The 13383-nt window shown below is 69.0% G+C and carries 16 protein-coding genes; 11 read left to right on the top strand and 5 right to left on the bottom strand.

The genetic code is table 11. From position 1 onward, the window contains the following. The first annotated feature begins 8 nt into the window (after window positions 1–8). The 10 genes from shn_RS23190 to shn_RS35960 all read left to right on the top strand — a co-directional run bounded on the left by shn_RS23190 (window position 9) and on the right by shn_RS35960 (window position 7192). Complete coding sequence (locus tag shn_RS23190) at window positions 9–1265, top strand: Na(+)-translocating NADH-quinone reductase subunit A (RefSeq protein ID WP_064332887.1); 1257 nt, start codon at window positions 9–11, stop codon at window positions 1263–1265. Then, window positions 1262–2035 (top strand): RnfABCDGE type electron transport complex subunit D, encoded by a 774-nt coding sequence (locus tag shn_RS23195; protein WP_064332888.1) that lies wholly within the window; start codon window positions 1262–1264, stop codon window positions 2033–2035. Before shn_RS23190 ends, shn_RS23195 begins: the two co-directional genes overlap by 4 nt. Beyond that, on the top strand, window positions 2028–2828 hold the full coding sequence (gene nqrC / locus shn_RS23200; RefSeq protein ID WP_064332889.1) for an NADH:ubiquinone reductase (Na(+)-transporting) subunit C: 801 nt from the start codon (window positions 2028–2030) through the stop codon (window positions 2826–2828). Before shn_RS23195 ends, nqrC begins: the two co-directional genes overlap by 8 nt. A 3-nt stretch (window positions 2829–2831) precedes the next feature. Next, entirely contained in the window at window positions 2832–3494 is a 663-nt protein-coding gene (locus shn_RS23205) for an NADH:ubiquinone reductase (Na(+)-transporting) subunit D (protein WP_064332890.1), read from the top strand. Further along, window positions 3494–4105 (top strand): NADH:ubiquinone reductase (Na(+)-transporting) subunit E, encoded by a 612-nt coding sequence (gene nqrE / locus shn_RS23210; RefSeq protein ID WP_064332891.1) that lies wholly within the window; start codon window positions 3494–3496, stop codon window positions 4103–4105. The genes shn_RS23205 and nqrE overlap by 1 nt, the downstream gene beginning before the upstream one ends. Next, window positions 4102–5322 (top strand): NADH:ubiquinone reductase (Na(+)-transporting) subunit F, encoded by a 1221-nt coding sequence (gene nqrF / locus shn_RS23215; protein ID WP_064332892.1) that lies wholly within the window; start codon window positions 4102–4104, stop codon window positions 5320–5322. Before nqrE ends, nqrF begins: the two co-directional genes overlap by 4 nt. A 108-nt stretch (window positions 5323–5430) precedes the next feature. Beyond that, complete coding sequence (locus shn_RS23220) at window positions 5431–6318, top strand: FAD:protein FMN transferase (RefSeq protein ID WP_064332893.1); 888 nt, start codon at window positions 5431–5433, stop codon at window positions 6316–6318. A gap of 10 nt (window positions 6319–6328) precedes the next feature. Further along, window positions 6329–6490 carry a hypothetical protein gene (locus tag shn_RS36525; RefSeq protein WP_162853032.1) on the top strand — a complete coding sequence of 54 codons (162 nt, stop codon included), beginning with the start codon at window positions 6329–6331 and terminating at the stop codon, window positions 6488–6490. Beyond that, a complete protein-coding gene (locus shn_RS23225; protein WP_064332894.1) occupies window positions 6487–6906 on the top strand; it encodes a CBS domain-containing protein in 420 nt (139 codons plus the stop codon). Before shn_RS36525 ends, shn_RS23225 begins: the two co-directional genes overlap by 4 nt. A gap of 61 nt (window positions 6907–6967) precedes the next feature. Next, window positions 6968–7192 (top strand): hypothetical protein, encoded by a 225-nt coding sequence (locus shn_RS35960; protein WP_145926036.1) that lies wholly within the window; start codon window positions 6968–6970, stop codon window positions 7190–7192. On the opposite strand, the gene shn_RS23230 is transcribed toward shn_RS35960, so the two are convergent. Further along, on the bottom strand, window positions 7150–8493 hold the full coding sequence (locus tag shn_RS23230; protein WP_064332895.1) for an FAD-binding oxidoreductase: 1344 nt from the start codon (window positions 8491–8493) through the stop codon (window positions 7150–7152). The genes shn_RS35960 and shn_RS23230 overlap by 43 nt on opposite strands. A 145-nt stretch (window positions 8494–8638) precedes the next feature. Between shn_RS23230 and shn_RS23235 the strand changes: the two genes are divergently transcribed. Then, window positions 8639–9544 carry a LysR family transcriptional regulator gene (locus shn_RS23235; RefSeq protein ID WP_064332896.1) on the top strand — a complete coding sequence of 302 codons (906 nt, stop codon included), beginning with the start codon at window positions 8639–8641 and terminating at the stop codon, window positions 9542–9544. Between the two features lie 20 nt (window positions 9545–9564). On the opposite strand, the gene shn_RS23240 is transcribed toward shn_RS23235, so the two are convergent. The 4 genes from shn_RS23240 to shn_RS23255 form a co-directional block, all read right to left on the bottom strand. Beyond that, window positions 9565–10971: an FAD-binding oxidoreductase gene (locus tag shn_RS23240; protein ID WP_064332897.1), complete on the bottom strand. Its 1407-nt coding sequence runs from the start codon at window positions 10969–10971 to the stop codon at window positions 9565–9567. A 117-nt stretch (window positions 10972–11088) separates the two neighbouring features. Beyond that, the gene (locus tag shn_RS23245; protein WP_064332898.1) at window positions 11089–11775 is read right to left on the bottom strand and encodes an ABC transporter permease; all 687 of its coding nucleotides are present in this window, start codon (window positions 11773–11775) and stop codon (window positions 11089–11091) included. 3 nt (window positions 11776–11778) lie between these two features. Next, a complete protein-coding gene (locus shn_RS23250; protein ID WP_064332899.1) occupies window positions 11779–12486 on the bottom strand; it encodes an ABC transporter permease in 708 nt (235 codons plus the stop codon). A 98-nt stretch (window positions 12487–12584) separates the two neighbouring features. Then, entirely contained in the window at window positions 12585–13382 is a 798-nt protein-coding gene (locus shn_RS23255) for a transporter substrate-binding domain-containing protein (protein WP_064333263.1), read from the bottom strand. Window position 13383 lies beyond the last annotated feature (1 nt).

A 13383-nucleotide genomic window follows, 5' to 3' on the forward strand; every position in this document is an offset into this window, starting at 1 on the left:
ACGAAACATTGGATTTCCTTGCATCCGGATCGAAAGAGGAAAAGGCGGGCCCGACCATAGAGACCGAGATCACGGATCAGTGCGCGCTCTTCGCGCAGCCGGACGACGATTTCCGCGTGGAGGTCCTGGTCGCGCGCGGCGCGCGGGTCGCGCAGGGCATGCCCGTCCTGCGCTCGCGCAGGCATCCCGAACTGACCCTTGTCGCCCCCGTCGCCGGCGAAGTTGCGGCCATCGATCTCGGGCCTGGCCGGCGGCTGTCGCGGGTGCTGTTCTTCCATGTGCCGGAGGCCGGGCGCCACCAACACGACGTTGCCGCCGCCGGAGGGGGCGATGCGGCGGCGGTGCGGGCGCTGCTGCTTTCCGCGGGTCTCTGGCCGTCGTTCCGCTCCCGCCCCTTCGGCCGCATCCCCGCGCCGGGCGAAACGCCGGCGGCCATCTTCGTCATGGCGCTCGATACCCGGCCGGACGCGCCGTCCCCGCGGCTTGCCCTCGACGGGCGCGAGGAGGATCTTGCGACCGGGTTGTGGGCGCTTGCCGGGCTGACGGAGGGGCCCGTCGTCGTCTGCCAGGACCAGGGCCCTGATATCGGCGGCATGGCCGGCCTCGGCGTACGATGCCACATCAGAAAGGTCGCGCCGGTCCATCCGCACGGCCTTGCGGGATTCCAGCTTGCCGCCTGTCACCCGGCCGGGCCGGAACGCACCGTCTGGGACATCCATGCCGAAGATGTCGCCGGCATCGGCGCGCTGCTGCGCACCGGCCTGGTGCCGGAGACCCGGCTCGTCTCCGTCGCGGGATCGGCCCTGCGGGAGCGGCGGCTGGTCCGCTGCCAGCCGGGGGCGGATCTGCGCGCGCTGAGCTACGACATCGCCCGGCCCGGCCCCCACCGGCTCCTGTCGGGCTCCATGCTCGACGGCGTCGAAAGCCGCTGGCTCGGCCGCTGGCACCGGCAGGTGACGGGCATCGCGGAGGCCTCGCGCGACGACCGCCTGCACTGGTTCTCCGCTGCCCTGCACCGCGCGCGGCGGCCGCTGCCGATCATCCCGACCGCCGCGCTCGACCAGGCTTTCGGCGGCGTGCTGCCGGCCGCCCCGCTGGTGCGCGCCATCGCATCCAACGACGCCGAGACCGCGACCCGGCTCGGGGCATTGTCGCTCACCGAGGAGGACATGGCGCTCGCCGACTACGTCACCGGCGCCTCGCCCCGCCTGTCGGCCATGCTGCGCGGCATGCTCGACCGCATCGCGGCGGAGGAAGCGGCGTGACGCGGGGTCTGTGGGACCGGGAGACGGTGGCGCTGATGCTGCTGGCGGCGGCCATGCCGCTCGTCGTCACCTGGCTGCTGGCGACGGGCACGGCCGGGCTCGTGCGCCTCATCTTCGTGCTGGTCGCCGCCGGGCTCTGGCATCTCGCCTTCATGCTGGCGCGTGCCCAGCCGCCGTCCTTCTCCGGCGCCTTCACGGCGCTGGCGATTACGGTGCTGGCACCCGTCGACCTCGGCCTCGTGCCGATGCTCCTCGGCATCAGCTTCGGCGTCGTCGCGGGCGAGCTGGCCTTCGGCGGCTGGGGGCGCAACGTGGTCAATCCTGCGACGGTCGCCATCACCTTTCTCGGCTTCGGCTTTCCCGCCGCATCCTGGCCGGACCTGCCGGTGCAGCTCGGCTGGTCAGTCGCGGCCGTCGCCGCGATCGGCGGCGTCACGGGCGTGATGTCGTGGCGGGTCGTCGCCGCGGCCGCTGTCGTGCTGGCAGCCGGCTGCTGGGGCCTCGCGCTCGAAATGCCGGTGCTGACGGCGGCGGCGGTGGTGCTGGTCCTTTTGGTCTGCGATCCGGTGGCGAGCGCCGGCACGACGCTCGGGCGCTGGCTCTACGGCCTGCTCTACGGCGCGCTGGTGCTCCTCTTCGCCGTCGGCTGGGATGGCGCGCCGCCGGTCCAGGCCGCGGTCTCGGCGGCGCTCATCGCCTCGCTCGCCGCGCCGCTTCTCGACGAAATCGCCATAAGCCTTTGGCTCGCGTGGAGGAAACGCCTTGGCTGATCTCAACCCCGTCTCCCTCTGGCGCCGCTTCCTGACGTTGCCGAACGAAAGCCGGACGAAGACGCTGGCCGTCGCCTTCCTCGTCTCCGCCGTCTGCGCGGTGCTGGTCACGGTCGCCACCGTCATGCTTCGGCCGATCCAGGCGCAGAACCGGGCGGCCGAGCAGCAGGCGCGCCTGGAGGCACTGATCGCGGCCGTTCCGGGCATCTCGGACCTCATCGCGCAATCGGGCGGCGCCGCGCTCTCGACCGTCGTCATCGATCTTGATGCCGGCGCCGCCGCGAGGGAGGTCACGCCCGAAACGCTTCAGGCCGCGCTCGCCGAGCCGGCGAACTGGACGACGCTGTCGGCCGCCGAGGACATTGCCGGCATCGGCACCCGGCCGGATTACGTCCAGATCTACCTGCTGCGCGACGGCGAGGCCGTCTCTCTCGCCATCCTGCCGGTCGTCGGGACGGGCTATAACGGGCGCATCCAGGCGCTGATCGCGCTGCGCGGCGACATGCGCACGCTCGCCGGCGTCGCGGTGACGGAACAGGCCGAGACGCCGGGCCTTGGCGCGCGCATCGCCGAACCGCTCTGGCAGCAGGGCTTTGCCGGCAAGCGCATCGCCGACGATACCGGCGCCGTCCGCTTCGCGGTCGCGCGCGGCAAGGCGGGCGGCGAGCACGAGGTGGACGGCATCACCGGGGCGACGCGCACCGGCAATGCGATCACCCATATGGTGCGGTTCTGGACCGGCCCGAAGGGCTACGGACCGCTCATGGCGGCGATCCGCCGCGGGGAGTTCTAGCCGATGGCCGCCACGGAAGGGCTCTGGAACACGCTGACCGCCCCGCTCATCCGGCAGAACCCGGTGACGCTGCAGATTCTCGGCATCTGCTCCGCGCTCGCCGTCACCACCTCCCTTGACACCGCACTCACCATGTCGATCTCGCTGACGGTCGTGGTGGTGCTGGCGGCGGGCGTCATCAGCGCCATCGGCCGGCACATCCCCGCCTCGATCCGCCTGATCGTGCAGATCATCATCATCGCCTCGATGGTCATCGTCATCGACCAGGCGCTGCAGGCCTGGTTCTTCGAGCTGAGCCAGCGCCTGTCGGTCTTCGTCAGCCTGATCGCGACGAACTGCATCGTGCTCGGCCGGACCGAGTCCTTCTCGCGCAGCAACCCGCCCTTGCCCTCGATGGTCGACGCCCTCGGCAGCGGGCTCGGCTATTCGCTCGTGCTGGTGGCGATCGGAAGCTGCCGCGAGCTGTTCGGCAGCGGAACGCTGCTCGGCCTTCAGGTCTTTCCGCTGGCCGACCAGGGCGGCTGGTTCACGCCGCTTTCCCTGATGCTGCTCGCCCCCAGCGCCTTCTTCCTGCTCGGCGGGCTGGTCTGGGCGATCCGCAGCCTCTGGCCGGAGCAGGCGGAGGCGCCGGAATTCCCGGCTCATGATCTCGGGGAGGAGCGCTGATGGCCGATCTCGGCGCGCTGTTCCTCAGGGCCGTGTTCGTCGAGAACATGCCGCTCACCTATTTTCTCGGCCTCTGCACCTTCCTGGCGCTGTCGCGGCGCACGGAGACCGCCTTCGGCCTCGGCGTCGCGGTCATCGCCGTCATGGGCGTGACGGTGCCGGCCAACCAGCTCATCTATTCGGCCATGCTGGCGCCCGGCGCCTGGGCCTGGATCGGCATGCCGGATCTCGACCTCTCCTATCTCGCGCTCCTCACCTTCATCGGCGTGGTCGCCGCCAGCGTGCAGCTCCTCGAAATGGTGCTGGAGCGCTACCTGCCGCGCGTGCAGGCGTCCTTCGGCGCGTTCCTGCCGCTGCTCACCATCCATTGCGCCATCCTCGGCGGCAGCCTCTTCATGGTGGAGCGGCGCTACGATCTGGCTGAGGCGACGGTCTACGGCCTCGGCAGCGGGGCGGGCTTCGCGCTTGCCGTCGTCATGCTCGGCGCGATCCGCACGCGGCTCGCCTATGCCGATCTGCCCGTCGGCCTTCGCGGCCTCGGCATCGCCTTCGTGCTGGCGGGCATGATGTCGCTCGGTTTCTCCTCCTTCGCGCAGATGGCGGCGCCATGACGGAGATCGCGCTCGGCACCGCCTTCATCACGCTTCTCGTCGTCGGCCTGACGCTGGCGCTGATCGCCGCACGGAGCCGGCTGCTGCCGCAAGGCATCGTCGCCGTCACCGTGAACGGCGGCAAGCGCATCGACGCGGCGCGGGGCGACCAGTTGCTCTCGGTGCTGCACGAGGCCGGGATCGCCATTCCCGCGGCCTGCGGCGGCAGCGGCACCTGCGGCCTCTGCCGCGTCACCGTCGAGGGGGAGGGGGCGGGCGAATTGCAGGCCACCGAGCGGGGCCTCCTCTCGCCGGCCGAACGCCGCGCCCATGTGCGCCTTGCCTGCCAGACGCGGCTGCGCGGCCCGGTCGAGGTGACGGTGGCGGCGGAGGTGCTGGCCGCCGAATCCTTCCCCTGCCGGGTTCTCTCCAACCGCATGCTGGCGCCGCTGATCCGCGAGCTGGTGCTGGAATTGCCCGAGGGCCGCGACTTCCGCTTCCGCGCCGGCGGCTTCGCGCAGCTTACCGCCCCCGCCTACAGCCTCGATTTCGCCTCGCTCGACATCGACCCCGCCCATGCGCGGGCATGGGAGATCGCCGGCTGGCCGGCGCTGAAATCGGTCTCGCCAAGGCCCGTGGTGCGCGCCTATTCCATCGCGAGCCGGCCGGAGGATGCTGGGCGCATCGTCTTCAACATCCGCCTCGCCGTGCCGCCCGCCGGCCACGAGCACGACATCCCGCCCGGCGTGGTCTCGTCCTACCTGTTCTCGCTGCGGCCGGGCGACACGGTGGAGGCCGGCGGTCCCTTCGGCGAGTTCCATGTGCAGCCGACCGGCCGGGACATGGTCTTCATCGGCGGCGGGGTCGGGATGGCGCCGCTGCGGGCCATGATCCACGAGCAGATCGGCCTCGGCACGACGCGCCGCATGGCCTATTTCTACGGCGCGCGCACGGCGGCCGACCTGTTCTATGTGGAGGAGTTCCGGCAGATCGCGGAAAAGCACCCGAACTTCACCTGGACGCCCGCGCTCTCCGATCCCGCGCCCGGCGACCGGTGGACGGGCGCCACCGGCTTCATCCACGAGACGGTCCGCGCCGCGCTCGCCGCGCATCCTGCGCCCGACGAATGCGAATATTATCTCTGCGGCCCGCCGGTGATGATCTCGGCCGTGCTCGCCACGCTCGAACGCCTCGGCGTCGAGCCGCATTCCATCTTCAACGACGATTTCGGAGGCTGATCCCATGACCTTCAGACCAGATCCGTCCGGCCGTCGCCGCTTCCTCACCCTCGGCGGTGCCGCGCTGCTGCTTGCCAAGGCTCCGGCGCTCGCGCGGGGGCGGCGCCGGTGAAGGCGCTGTCCGGCGCCGCCTTCGGCACGGGCTGGCGCGTCGTGCTGCGCGACGATGCGGACACGTCCGGCCTCAAGGACCGATTGGACGGCACGCTCGATGCGATCGATCGCGCCTTCTCGCCCTGGCGCGGCGACAGCGTGATCGGCCGGTTCAACCGGGGCGATGCCGGGGAGGCGGCCGTGTCCGACGCGGTCGTCGGCGTCACGCGTGCGGCGCTCGCCATCGCCGAGGCGAGCGGCGGGCGTTTCGACCCGACCGTGGGGCCGATGGTTGCGCGCTGGGGGTTCGGCCCGATCGACAGGGGCGAGATGCGGCCTGACGGATGGCGGGAAATCCGGGCGGAGAACGGCCATGTCGCGCGCGCTTCGCCCGGCCTCACGCTCGATTTCTGCGGCATCGCCAAGGGATATGCGCTCGACAGGATGACGGCGGACCTGCTCGACGCCGGCCACGGGGACTTCCTCGTCGATCTCGGCGGCGAGCTTGCCGCGCGGGGGCGGCACCCGTCGGGCCGTGCCTGGCATGCGGGGATCGAGACCCCGCTGCCGGATGCGGACGGCGTGGAAGGCGTGCTCGGGCTCGACGGCATGGCCGTCGCCACCTCCGGCGACCGGCGGAACGGCTACGACCTCGCCGGCCGCCGCTACAGCCACATCATCGACCCGTCGACCCGGGAGCCCGTCGCGGGTGCTCTCGCCTCGGTCTCCGTCCTCATGCCGGCCGCGCTTCACGCCGACGGCTGGGCGACGGCTCTGATGGCGGCCGGTGCCGCGGGGCCGGCGCTTGCGCGAGAGCGGGACATCGCCGCGCTTTTCCTGTTCCGCGCCGGCGGAACGCTCCGGCGCGTGACGACCGGCGCATTCGAACGGCATCTGGTGTGAGGTGAGGACGATGGAAGCGCTTTTTGCAATCGTGATCGTGTGTCTCTCGGCCGGCGGGCTGGCCGTCGGCCTTCTCCTCGGCCGCCGGCCGCTCGCCAGAGGCTGCGAGGGGCTGGCCTGCATCGGCGGCACGCGCTGCGACGGCTGCCCGCATGGCGAGGAAAAGCGATGAACCCGAACGCTGCCGTCGCGCATATCATGCAGACCGATTTCCCCCGGCTTTCGCCCGCCATGCCGATCCGCGAGGCGGTCGCCGTGCTGGCGCGCGCGCTGGTGTCGGCCGCGCCCGTGATCGACGACCGGGGCGCCCTTGTCGGCATCCTCACGGAGAAGGACTGCTTCCGCCCGATGCTCAATGCGAGCTACTACCAGCAATGGAGCGGCAGCGTTGCCGACTATATGAGCGACGCGGTGCGGACGCTGCCGCACGACCTGGACTTCGTCTCGGCGGCCGAGGAATTCCTTGCCCGTTCGCACCGCGTCTATCCCGTCATGCGCGACAGCGTGGTGATCGGCCTGCTCGACCGCTCCGACCTGCTGGCGGCGATCCTGGCAATGTCCGAGCTACGATCCGGTTATCAGAACTAGGAGCGGTGGGTCATATCCCTTCAGGACTGCACGTTCGACCGAACCTGGCGTAGAGGTCGGAATGCTGATCGAGGTCGACGCGTTCGCCTCCAACGAGACGGCGGACTCTGCCTTCGATGAGGCGCACAGCGACGCATGGGACATCATCGATGCGCACCCCCCGGAGTTGGCGGCTTCGGATGGCGCAGCACGTCGCGCTTTCCTTGGCCAGCTCGGCACATCCCGTGCGCCGTCGGGTATGGTTCAGAAAAGCGAATGCGGCGGCTTGACGTCGCCTTCCGCATAGCGCGACAGGCGCAGGTCGTGGAGGTCCATCGGCGGCTGGCCGGTGGCAAGCCAGTCCGCCAGGGTCTTGCCGACGATCGGGCCCAGCGCGAAACCGTGGCCGCAGAAGCCGGTCGCGATCATCAGGCCGCTCGGGGCGGCCGGCGCGTCCAGCACCGGGATGCCGTCCGGCAGGACATCGATGCCCCCGGCCCAGCGCTCCACGATCTGCACGTTCCTCTGCGAGGGCAGGGCCTTTTTCAGCCGGGCGATGCAAACGCGGATATCGGCGTCGTTGGCGGACAGGAGCGGGTCGCGGACGCCCACCAGATGGCCGTTCGCCCGCGTTTCCGACCCCGGCAGCCGCTGCCGGATATCGTCGAGAAGGGCACCGTTCAGCTTGAAATTGAAGGACCGGTAGTGCTTCAGCAGCGGTCCCATATACCATTCCAGGGCGCGCAGATGGCCCAGCGTGACATCGACGTCGACGCGCGCGTCGTTGGCCAGGTTGAAGCTGCCGTCGCTGCGCTGGCGCCAGCCGATCCCGCCGCCGATGCAGGCGACCGCGCCCACGGCCGGGCCCGGCGATGTCCGTGCCACCGTTCCCCGCACCTGGTGCTGCGGCAGGGTGATGCCGAGGGACTTCAACACGCGCCAGCTCGCGGCGCCCGCGGTGCAGATGATGCGGTCGCTGCGGATCTCGCCACGTTCGGTTCGCGCCGCGACCACCTTGCCGCCGGCCACGTCGATGCCGGTCAGGCCGCATCCCTCGATGAACCGGGCCCCCATTTCGGCCGCCCTGCGGGCAAAGGCCGGCGCCACCACGCGTGGTTCGGCCTGGCCGTCGCTCGGCGTGAAGAGCCCGCCGATCTGCGGCGCCTCGAAACCGGGCACCAGCGCCCGCACCTCGCCCGCCGAAAGAAGGCGGGTGTCGACCCCGTGCTGCCTGGACGTTTCCAGGCAGGCCTCGTACCGCGCCATCTGTACGGCGTCGTGCCCGACATAGAGGCAGCCGCCCTGCCTCCATCCGATATCCGTCTGAAGCTCTTCCTGGAGGGTGAGCCACAGGCGGTTGCCGGCAATCGCAAGCGGCATCTCGGAGGGATCGCGCCCCTGCTGGCGCACGAAGCCCCATGCGCGGGTCGATTGCTGCCCGGCGATGCGCGATTTGTCGAGGACGACGGCCTTGATGCCTCGCCTGGCAAGATAATAGGCCGTGGCGCAGCCCATGATGCCCGCGCCGACGATCACGACGTCGGCGCGCTGCGGCAGGGCAAGGGAACTGGTTTCCGGCTGGATGCCGGTCTCGGCGATGGCGCTCATGGCAAGCCTGTGTCCTGATTGTCGAAGGGGATCGGAGGGGCTGGCCACCGGCCTGCCGAAACGGACTATGGCAAGTCGGCGCTGGACAATCCAATGTCCATTGTGCAACAGATTTATCCGGAAAACGGATAAATAAGGTCGGCCGATGTCCAGGCGATTCCCTCCGCTGGCCGGCTTGCAGGCCTTTCTGGCCGTGGCGCGAACCACGTCCTTCAGCCAGGCGTCCGAGGTCCTGCACATCAGCCAGAGCTCGATCAGCCGGCAGATCCTGCAACTGGAAAACCACTTTCGCACCACGCTTTTCCTGCGCACCACGCGCCGTGTCGTCCTCACCGATGCCGGGCAGCGGCTTCTGCCCTATATCGAGCAACTGGTCGCCTTGCTGCTCCAGGCCGATCAGGTCGTGATGCAGCAGCCGCAGAGCGTGACCCTGCGCGTCCATCCCTCCCTTGCCATCCGCTGGCTGATGCCGCGCCTGCCGGAGTTCTACCGCGAGCATCCCCATGTGCGCGTCAACCTCGATACCGCCTGGAGCCGCAGGCCCGACTTCGAACTCGAGGGGATCGAAGGCATGATCGAATACGGGGTCGGCTCATGGCCCAATCTCACCGAGGACCGGCTGTGGGAGGAGCATTTGACGCCGGTCTGCCGGCCGGGCCTTGTCGACGATCTGGCAAGCCGCGGGAGCCTCGACGGCCTCGTGCTTCTGCACATGGACCGGAACCACGAGACCTGGGAACGCTGGGCCGAACGGGCGCAGATCTCCCTTGCCGGGGCACGGCATCTGGTGTTCGACACGCTGGATCTCGCGGTGACGGCCGCCCAGCAGGGCCAGGGCCTTGCGCTCGCCGATCTTGCGCTGGTCGGTGCCGCGGTGCGCGGCGGGTTGCTGGTGCAGGCCCATCCGGTCCGGCTCGATGCCGGTGCGGGCTACAGCCTCATCGCACCGAAGGCCTCAAGTCGCCTCGACGGTTTCTCCCGCCTGCGCGAATGGCTGAAGCAGCAGGCGGAGGCGACGCGCCGCGAGCTGTCGGAAATGTCGAACCCTTGACGGTGCCCGAAAGCCCGCGGCTATGAGGAGCCCCTGCGCAACACCTTTCCGGGGTTGAGGAGCGCCGACGCGTCGAGCGCGGCCTTGATCCCGTGCATCAGCGCCATCTTCACCGGGTCCGACACGGCCGACAGCGCCTCCACGCGCTTGGTGCCGATGCCGTGCTCGGCAGAGAAGGATCCCCCCATCGCGGGGATACCCCTGTACACCGCCCTCTCAAGGGCCGCCGCCTTTTCGGCGGCAATGTCGCCGCCGGCCATGTTGAGGACGATGTGGAGGTTCCCGTCGGCAAGGTGGCCGAAGACATAGGGATCAATGGCGGCGTCCACCGCCTTCAGCTCCGCAAGGCAGCGGTCGAGATAGGGCGCAATCTCGGAAAGGGGGACCGAGACGTCGTAGGACGGCGCGTTGGGATATTTGCGGTAGATGAGGTCCGTGTCTTCGCGAAGCCGCCAGAGGTCGGCCTCCTGCGCGCCGGAAAGGGCAATCACGGCCGAGGCGTCAGGGTGGGCTGCCGCAACGTCCTCGTAGATGCGGCCAAGCTCCGATTGCAGCGCGGCCTCCTCGGCGCCGCCGAGCGTGACCAGGAGGTTGACCGGATGGCCGGTCTCGTACCCCCCGGCCGGCCATCGATGATGGCCGGAGGTCAGGCGGAAATAGGTCCTCCAGATCGCCTCGGCCGCGCGCAGATGACCATATTCGGCATCGAGCCCGTGGTGGACCGTTGCGAGCGCGGCATCGACCGACGGCAAGCCGAACAGGGCCGTCGCCGTGGCGGCGGGCTGGGGTTCGAGCTTGACGGCAAGGCGGGTTATGATGCCGAGCGTGCCTTCCGCCCCCACGAAGAGATGTTTCAGGTCATAGCCCGCGGCGTTTTTCACCACCCGGGTCAGGTCGGAATAGATCGAGCCATCCGCGAGCACGGCTTCCAGGCCGAGAATGCGATGCCGCATGACGCCGAACCGGAAGGCCGCGATGCCCCCGGCATTCGTCGAGGCCATGCCGCCGATCGTCGCCGAGCCGCGCGACGGCAGGTCGATCCCGGTTTCGAGGCGATGTTCCGCGGCGGCCGTCTGCAGCGCCTGCAGCGTCACGCCGGCCTCCACGACAGCAACGCGTTCGACGGGTGAAATGTGAATGCGATCGAGGCGGGCGGTCGAAAGCACCAGGTCGCCCGGCCGCGAGATCGCCCCGCCAACGAGCCCGGTTCGTCCTCCCTGGGGAACGAGCGGAACCCCGCCGGCAAGGCAACACCTGACGACGGCCGCAACCTCCTTGGTCGTTCCCGGAAACACGACAAGGCCCGCTCCAAGGTTTTCGGCGGCGATTCCGTGGTCGATCGCGGAAATGGCCTCGCCTTCCCTGAGATACCGTTCGCCGACGATTTTGCGGATCTCGGCGGTGAAATCGGGCGGCAGTCGAGGCATTCGATGTTTCCTGTCGATGGAGGCGGGAACGGCGAGAAGGCTTGCGGCAGGATGTTCAGGGCGCGTAGGTCCATGAGGCGTTCCTTCCGGAATGTCCTGTGGTTCGGGATGTTCGGCCTACCGGGGCAGGTAGCGCGTGAGATGGGCTTCGAGGAGCCGGACGAGGGTGATCAGCACGAGGTTGATCAGCAGATAGAGCACGCCGGCGATGGCGAAGACCTCCAGGATCGCAAAGGTCTGGCTCATCAGGCGCTTTGCGTGGCCGGTGATTTCCAGCACGGTGATCGTGGAGGCGAGGCTCGTTCCCTTGACGACGAGGACGAGTTCGTTGCCATAGGCCGGCAGGGCCTGCCTTATGGCGAGGGGGAACGTGATCCGGCGAAAGCAGAGGAGCCGCGACATGCCGCAGGCCTGCGCCGCCTCGACGAGCCCGCCCGGGATGGACATGAGGCCGCCGCGCAGGATCTCCGACGTGTAGGCCGCCGTGTTGAGTGCCAGCGCCATGACGGCGCAATGGACGCCGTCGCCGACGATCCACCAGAGGACGGGGTTGTCGCGCACGAAGGCGAGCTGGCCGAGGCCGTAGTAGAAGAGGAAGAGCTGGACCAGCAGCGGCGTGCCCCGGAAGACGGTGCTGTAGCCCTTGGCAAAGCCGCTGACCAGGCGATTCTTCGACAGGCGCATGACGGCGAGCGCGAGCCCGAGATTGAAGCCGATGGCGACCGAGGCGAGGGTCAGGAGGGCGGTCAGCCCCAATCCCTTGGCGAGGGTCGGCACGGCGAGGCGGATGAAGTCCAGATCCATGGCCTATTTCCTCGTACGGGGGCGCAGAAGGCGCTCGATCCAGTCGAAACCACCCTGGCTGACCAGCGTGATGGCGAGGTAGACGACGGCGGCGATGAAGTAGAAGACGAAGGGGCTGCGGGTGGATCCGGCCCCGACGGAGGCGGCGCGCATCAGTTCCTGCAGGCCGACGACGGAGACGAGGGCCGTGTCCTTGATGGTCGTCTGCCAGACATTGTTCATGCCGGGCACGGCGATGCGCAGCATCTGCGGCGCGATGATGCGGCGGAAGATGCGCCCGCCCGGAATGCCGAGCGCCCGCGCCGCCTCGACATGGCCGCCGGGAATGGCGGCGAGCGCGCCGCGCACGACCTCGGTCGAATAGGCGCCCGATATGGCCGCGATCGCGATGACGGCGATGACGAAGGCATAGCCGTTGCCGGCCAGCCCCTCATAGCCGAAGGCGGCGGCGACCTGTGCCACGAACTCCACGGAGGAAAAGAAGAGAAGATAGATGATCAGCAGTTCCGGCACGCCGCGCACGATCGACGTGTAGAAATCCACGGCCAGCGTCAGCGGAAAGAGTCGCGCCCACTTGATGAGGCCGCAGGCAACGCCGATGACGATGCCGAAGGCCATGCTCGCGACCCCGAGGGCGATGGTGACCGCCGCGCCGCGCAGGATCGCGGCGATCCAGCCGCCCTCCCATACCTGCCATAATCCAAGTTCCATCGAACCAGCCCAAACCTGTCTGTTGTCCTGTCAGAGGGGCGTCTCCCGGAAAGAAGCGGCCTTGCGTCCGTCCTCGTCCGGGAGACGCCGTGTCGGCGCTACTGGCAGGGACGGGAGATGTCCGTCTTGAACCAGGTCTCGCTCGCCTTGCCGATCGAGCCGTCGGCGACCAGTTCACAAAGTGCCTTGTCGACGCGGGCCTTCAGGTCGGTGTTTTCCTTAGCGATGCCCACGCCGATGCCTTCGCCGAGCGTCGGATCGGAAGAGCTGGCGATCTTGACGTCGACAAGCTGGAAATCCTTGCCTTCGGGCTTGGCGAGAAAGTCGTCGAGGGCGGAGACGTCGGAAAACGCCGTCTCGACACGACCGCTGGCCAGGTCGATCTGCATCTGGTCGAGCGTGTCGTAGGTCTTCAGGTCGGCATTCGGCGCGTTCTTCTCGAGGTAATGGGCATGGGTCGTGCCGGCCTGCACGCCGACCTTCCTGCCGTCGAGCGCCTTGATCAGGCTGTCGAAGTCCTCGATGCCGGCGAGATCGGAGCCCTTCGGCGCGACGAACATGTTGGCAAGCTCGGCATAGCCGATGGAGAAGTCTATCTCCTTCCTGCGGTCCTCGGTGATCGACATGCCCGAGATGATGACGTCGAAGCGCGTGGCCTTCAGGGCGGGGATGAGGCCGTCGAAGGCCTGGACGACGAACCGGCACTTCAATTCCAGCTTGGCACAGAGCAGGTTTCCGACATCGGCGTCGAAGCCGGTGACGTTGCCGGCCGCATCGGCCATGCTCCACGGCGGATAGGCGCCCTCTGTTCCGATCGACAATTCGCCCTCGGCGGCCTGGGCCGCCGTGAGGCCGGCGGCGAAGAAGGTGGTGAGCAGCAGACTTTTCAGCTTCATG

Source organism: Shinella sp. HZN7, from assembly GCF_001652565.1.
GTDB classification, from domain to species: Bacteria; Pseudomonadota; Alphaproteobacteria; order Rhizobiales; family Rhizobiaceae; genus Shinella; species Shinella granuli.

What these genes read in the sequence shown, in the direction of transcription:
- shn_RS23205 (WP_064332890.1), top strand. Translation starts at nt 2,832, where the DNA reads ATGGCCGCCACGGAAGGGCTCTGGAACACGCTGACCGCCCCGCTCATC.
- nqrE (WP_064332891.1), top strand. Translation starts at nt 3,494, where the DNA reads ATGGCCGATCTCGGCGCGCTGTTCCTCAGGGCCGTGTTCGTCGAGAAC.
- nqrF (WP_064332892.1), top strand. Translation starts at nt 4,102, where the DNA reads ATGACGGAGATCGCGCTCGGCACCGCCTTCATCACGCTTCTCGTCGTC.
- shn_RS36525 (WP_162853032.1), top strand. Translation starts at nt 6,329, where the DNA reads ATGGAAGCGCTTTTTGCAATCGTGATCGTGTGTCTCTCGGCCGGCGGG.
- shn_RS23225 (WP_064332894.1), top strand. Translation starts at nt 6,487, where the DNA reads ATGAACCCGAACGCTGCCGTCGCGCATATCATGCAGACCGATTTCCCC.
- shn_RS35960 (WP_145926036.1), top strand. Translation starts at nt 6,968, where the DNA reads ATGCTGATCGAGGTCGACGCGTTCGCCTCCAACGAGACGGCGGACTCT.
- shn_RS23230 (WP_064332895.1), bottom strand. Translation starts at nt 8,493, where the DNA reads ATGAGCGCCATCGCCGAGACCGGCATCCAGCCGGAAACCAGTTCCCTT.
- shn_RS23235 (WP_064332896.1), top strand. Translation starts at nt 8,639, where the DNA reads ATGTCCAGGCGATTCCCTCCGCTGGCCGGCTTGCAGGCCTTTCTGGCC.
- shn_RS23240 (WP_064332897.1), bottom strand. Translation starts at nt 10,971, where the DNA reads ATGCCTCGACTGCCGCCCGATTTCACCGCCGAGATCCGCAAAATCGTC.
- shn_RS23245 (WP_064332898.1), bottom strand. Translation starts at nt 11,775, where the DNA reads ATGGATCTGGACTTCATCCGCCTCGCCGTGCCGACCCTCGCCAAGGGA.
- shn_RS23250 (WP_064332899.1), bottom strand. Translation starts at nt 12,486, where the DNA reads ATGGAACTTGGATTATGGCAGGTATGGGAGGGCGGCTGGATCGCCGCG.
- shn_RS23255 (WP_064333263.1), bottom strand. Translation starts at nt 13,382, where the DNA reads ATGAAGCTGAAAAGTCTGCTGCTCACCACCTTCTTCGCCGCCGGCCTC.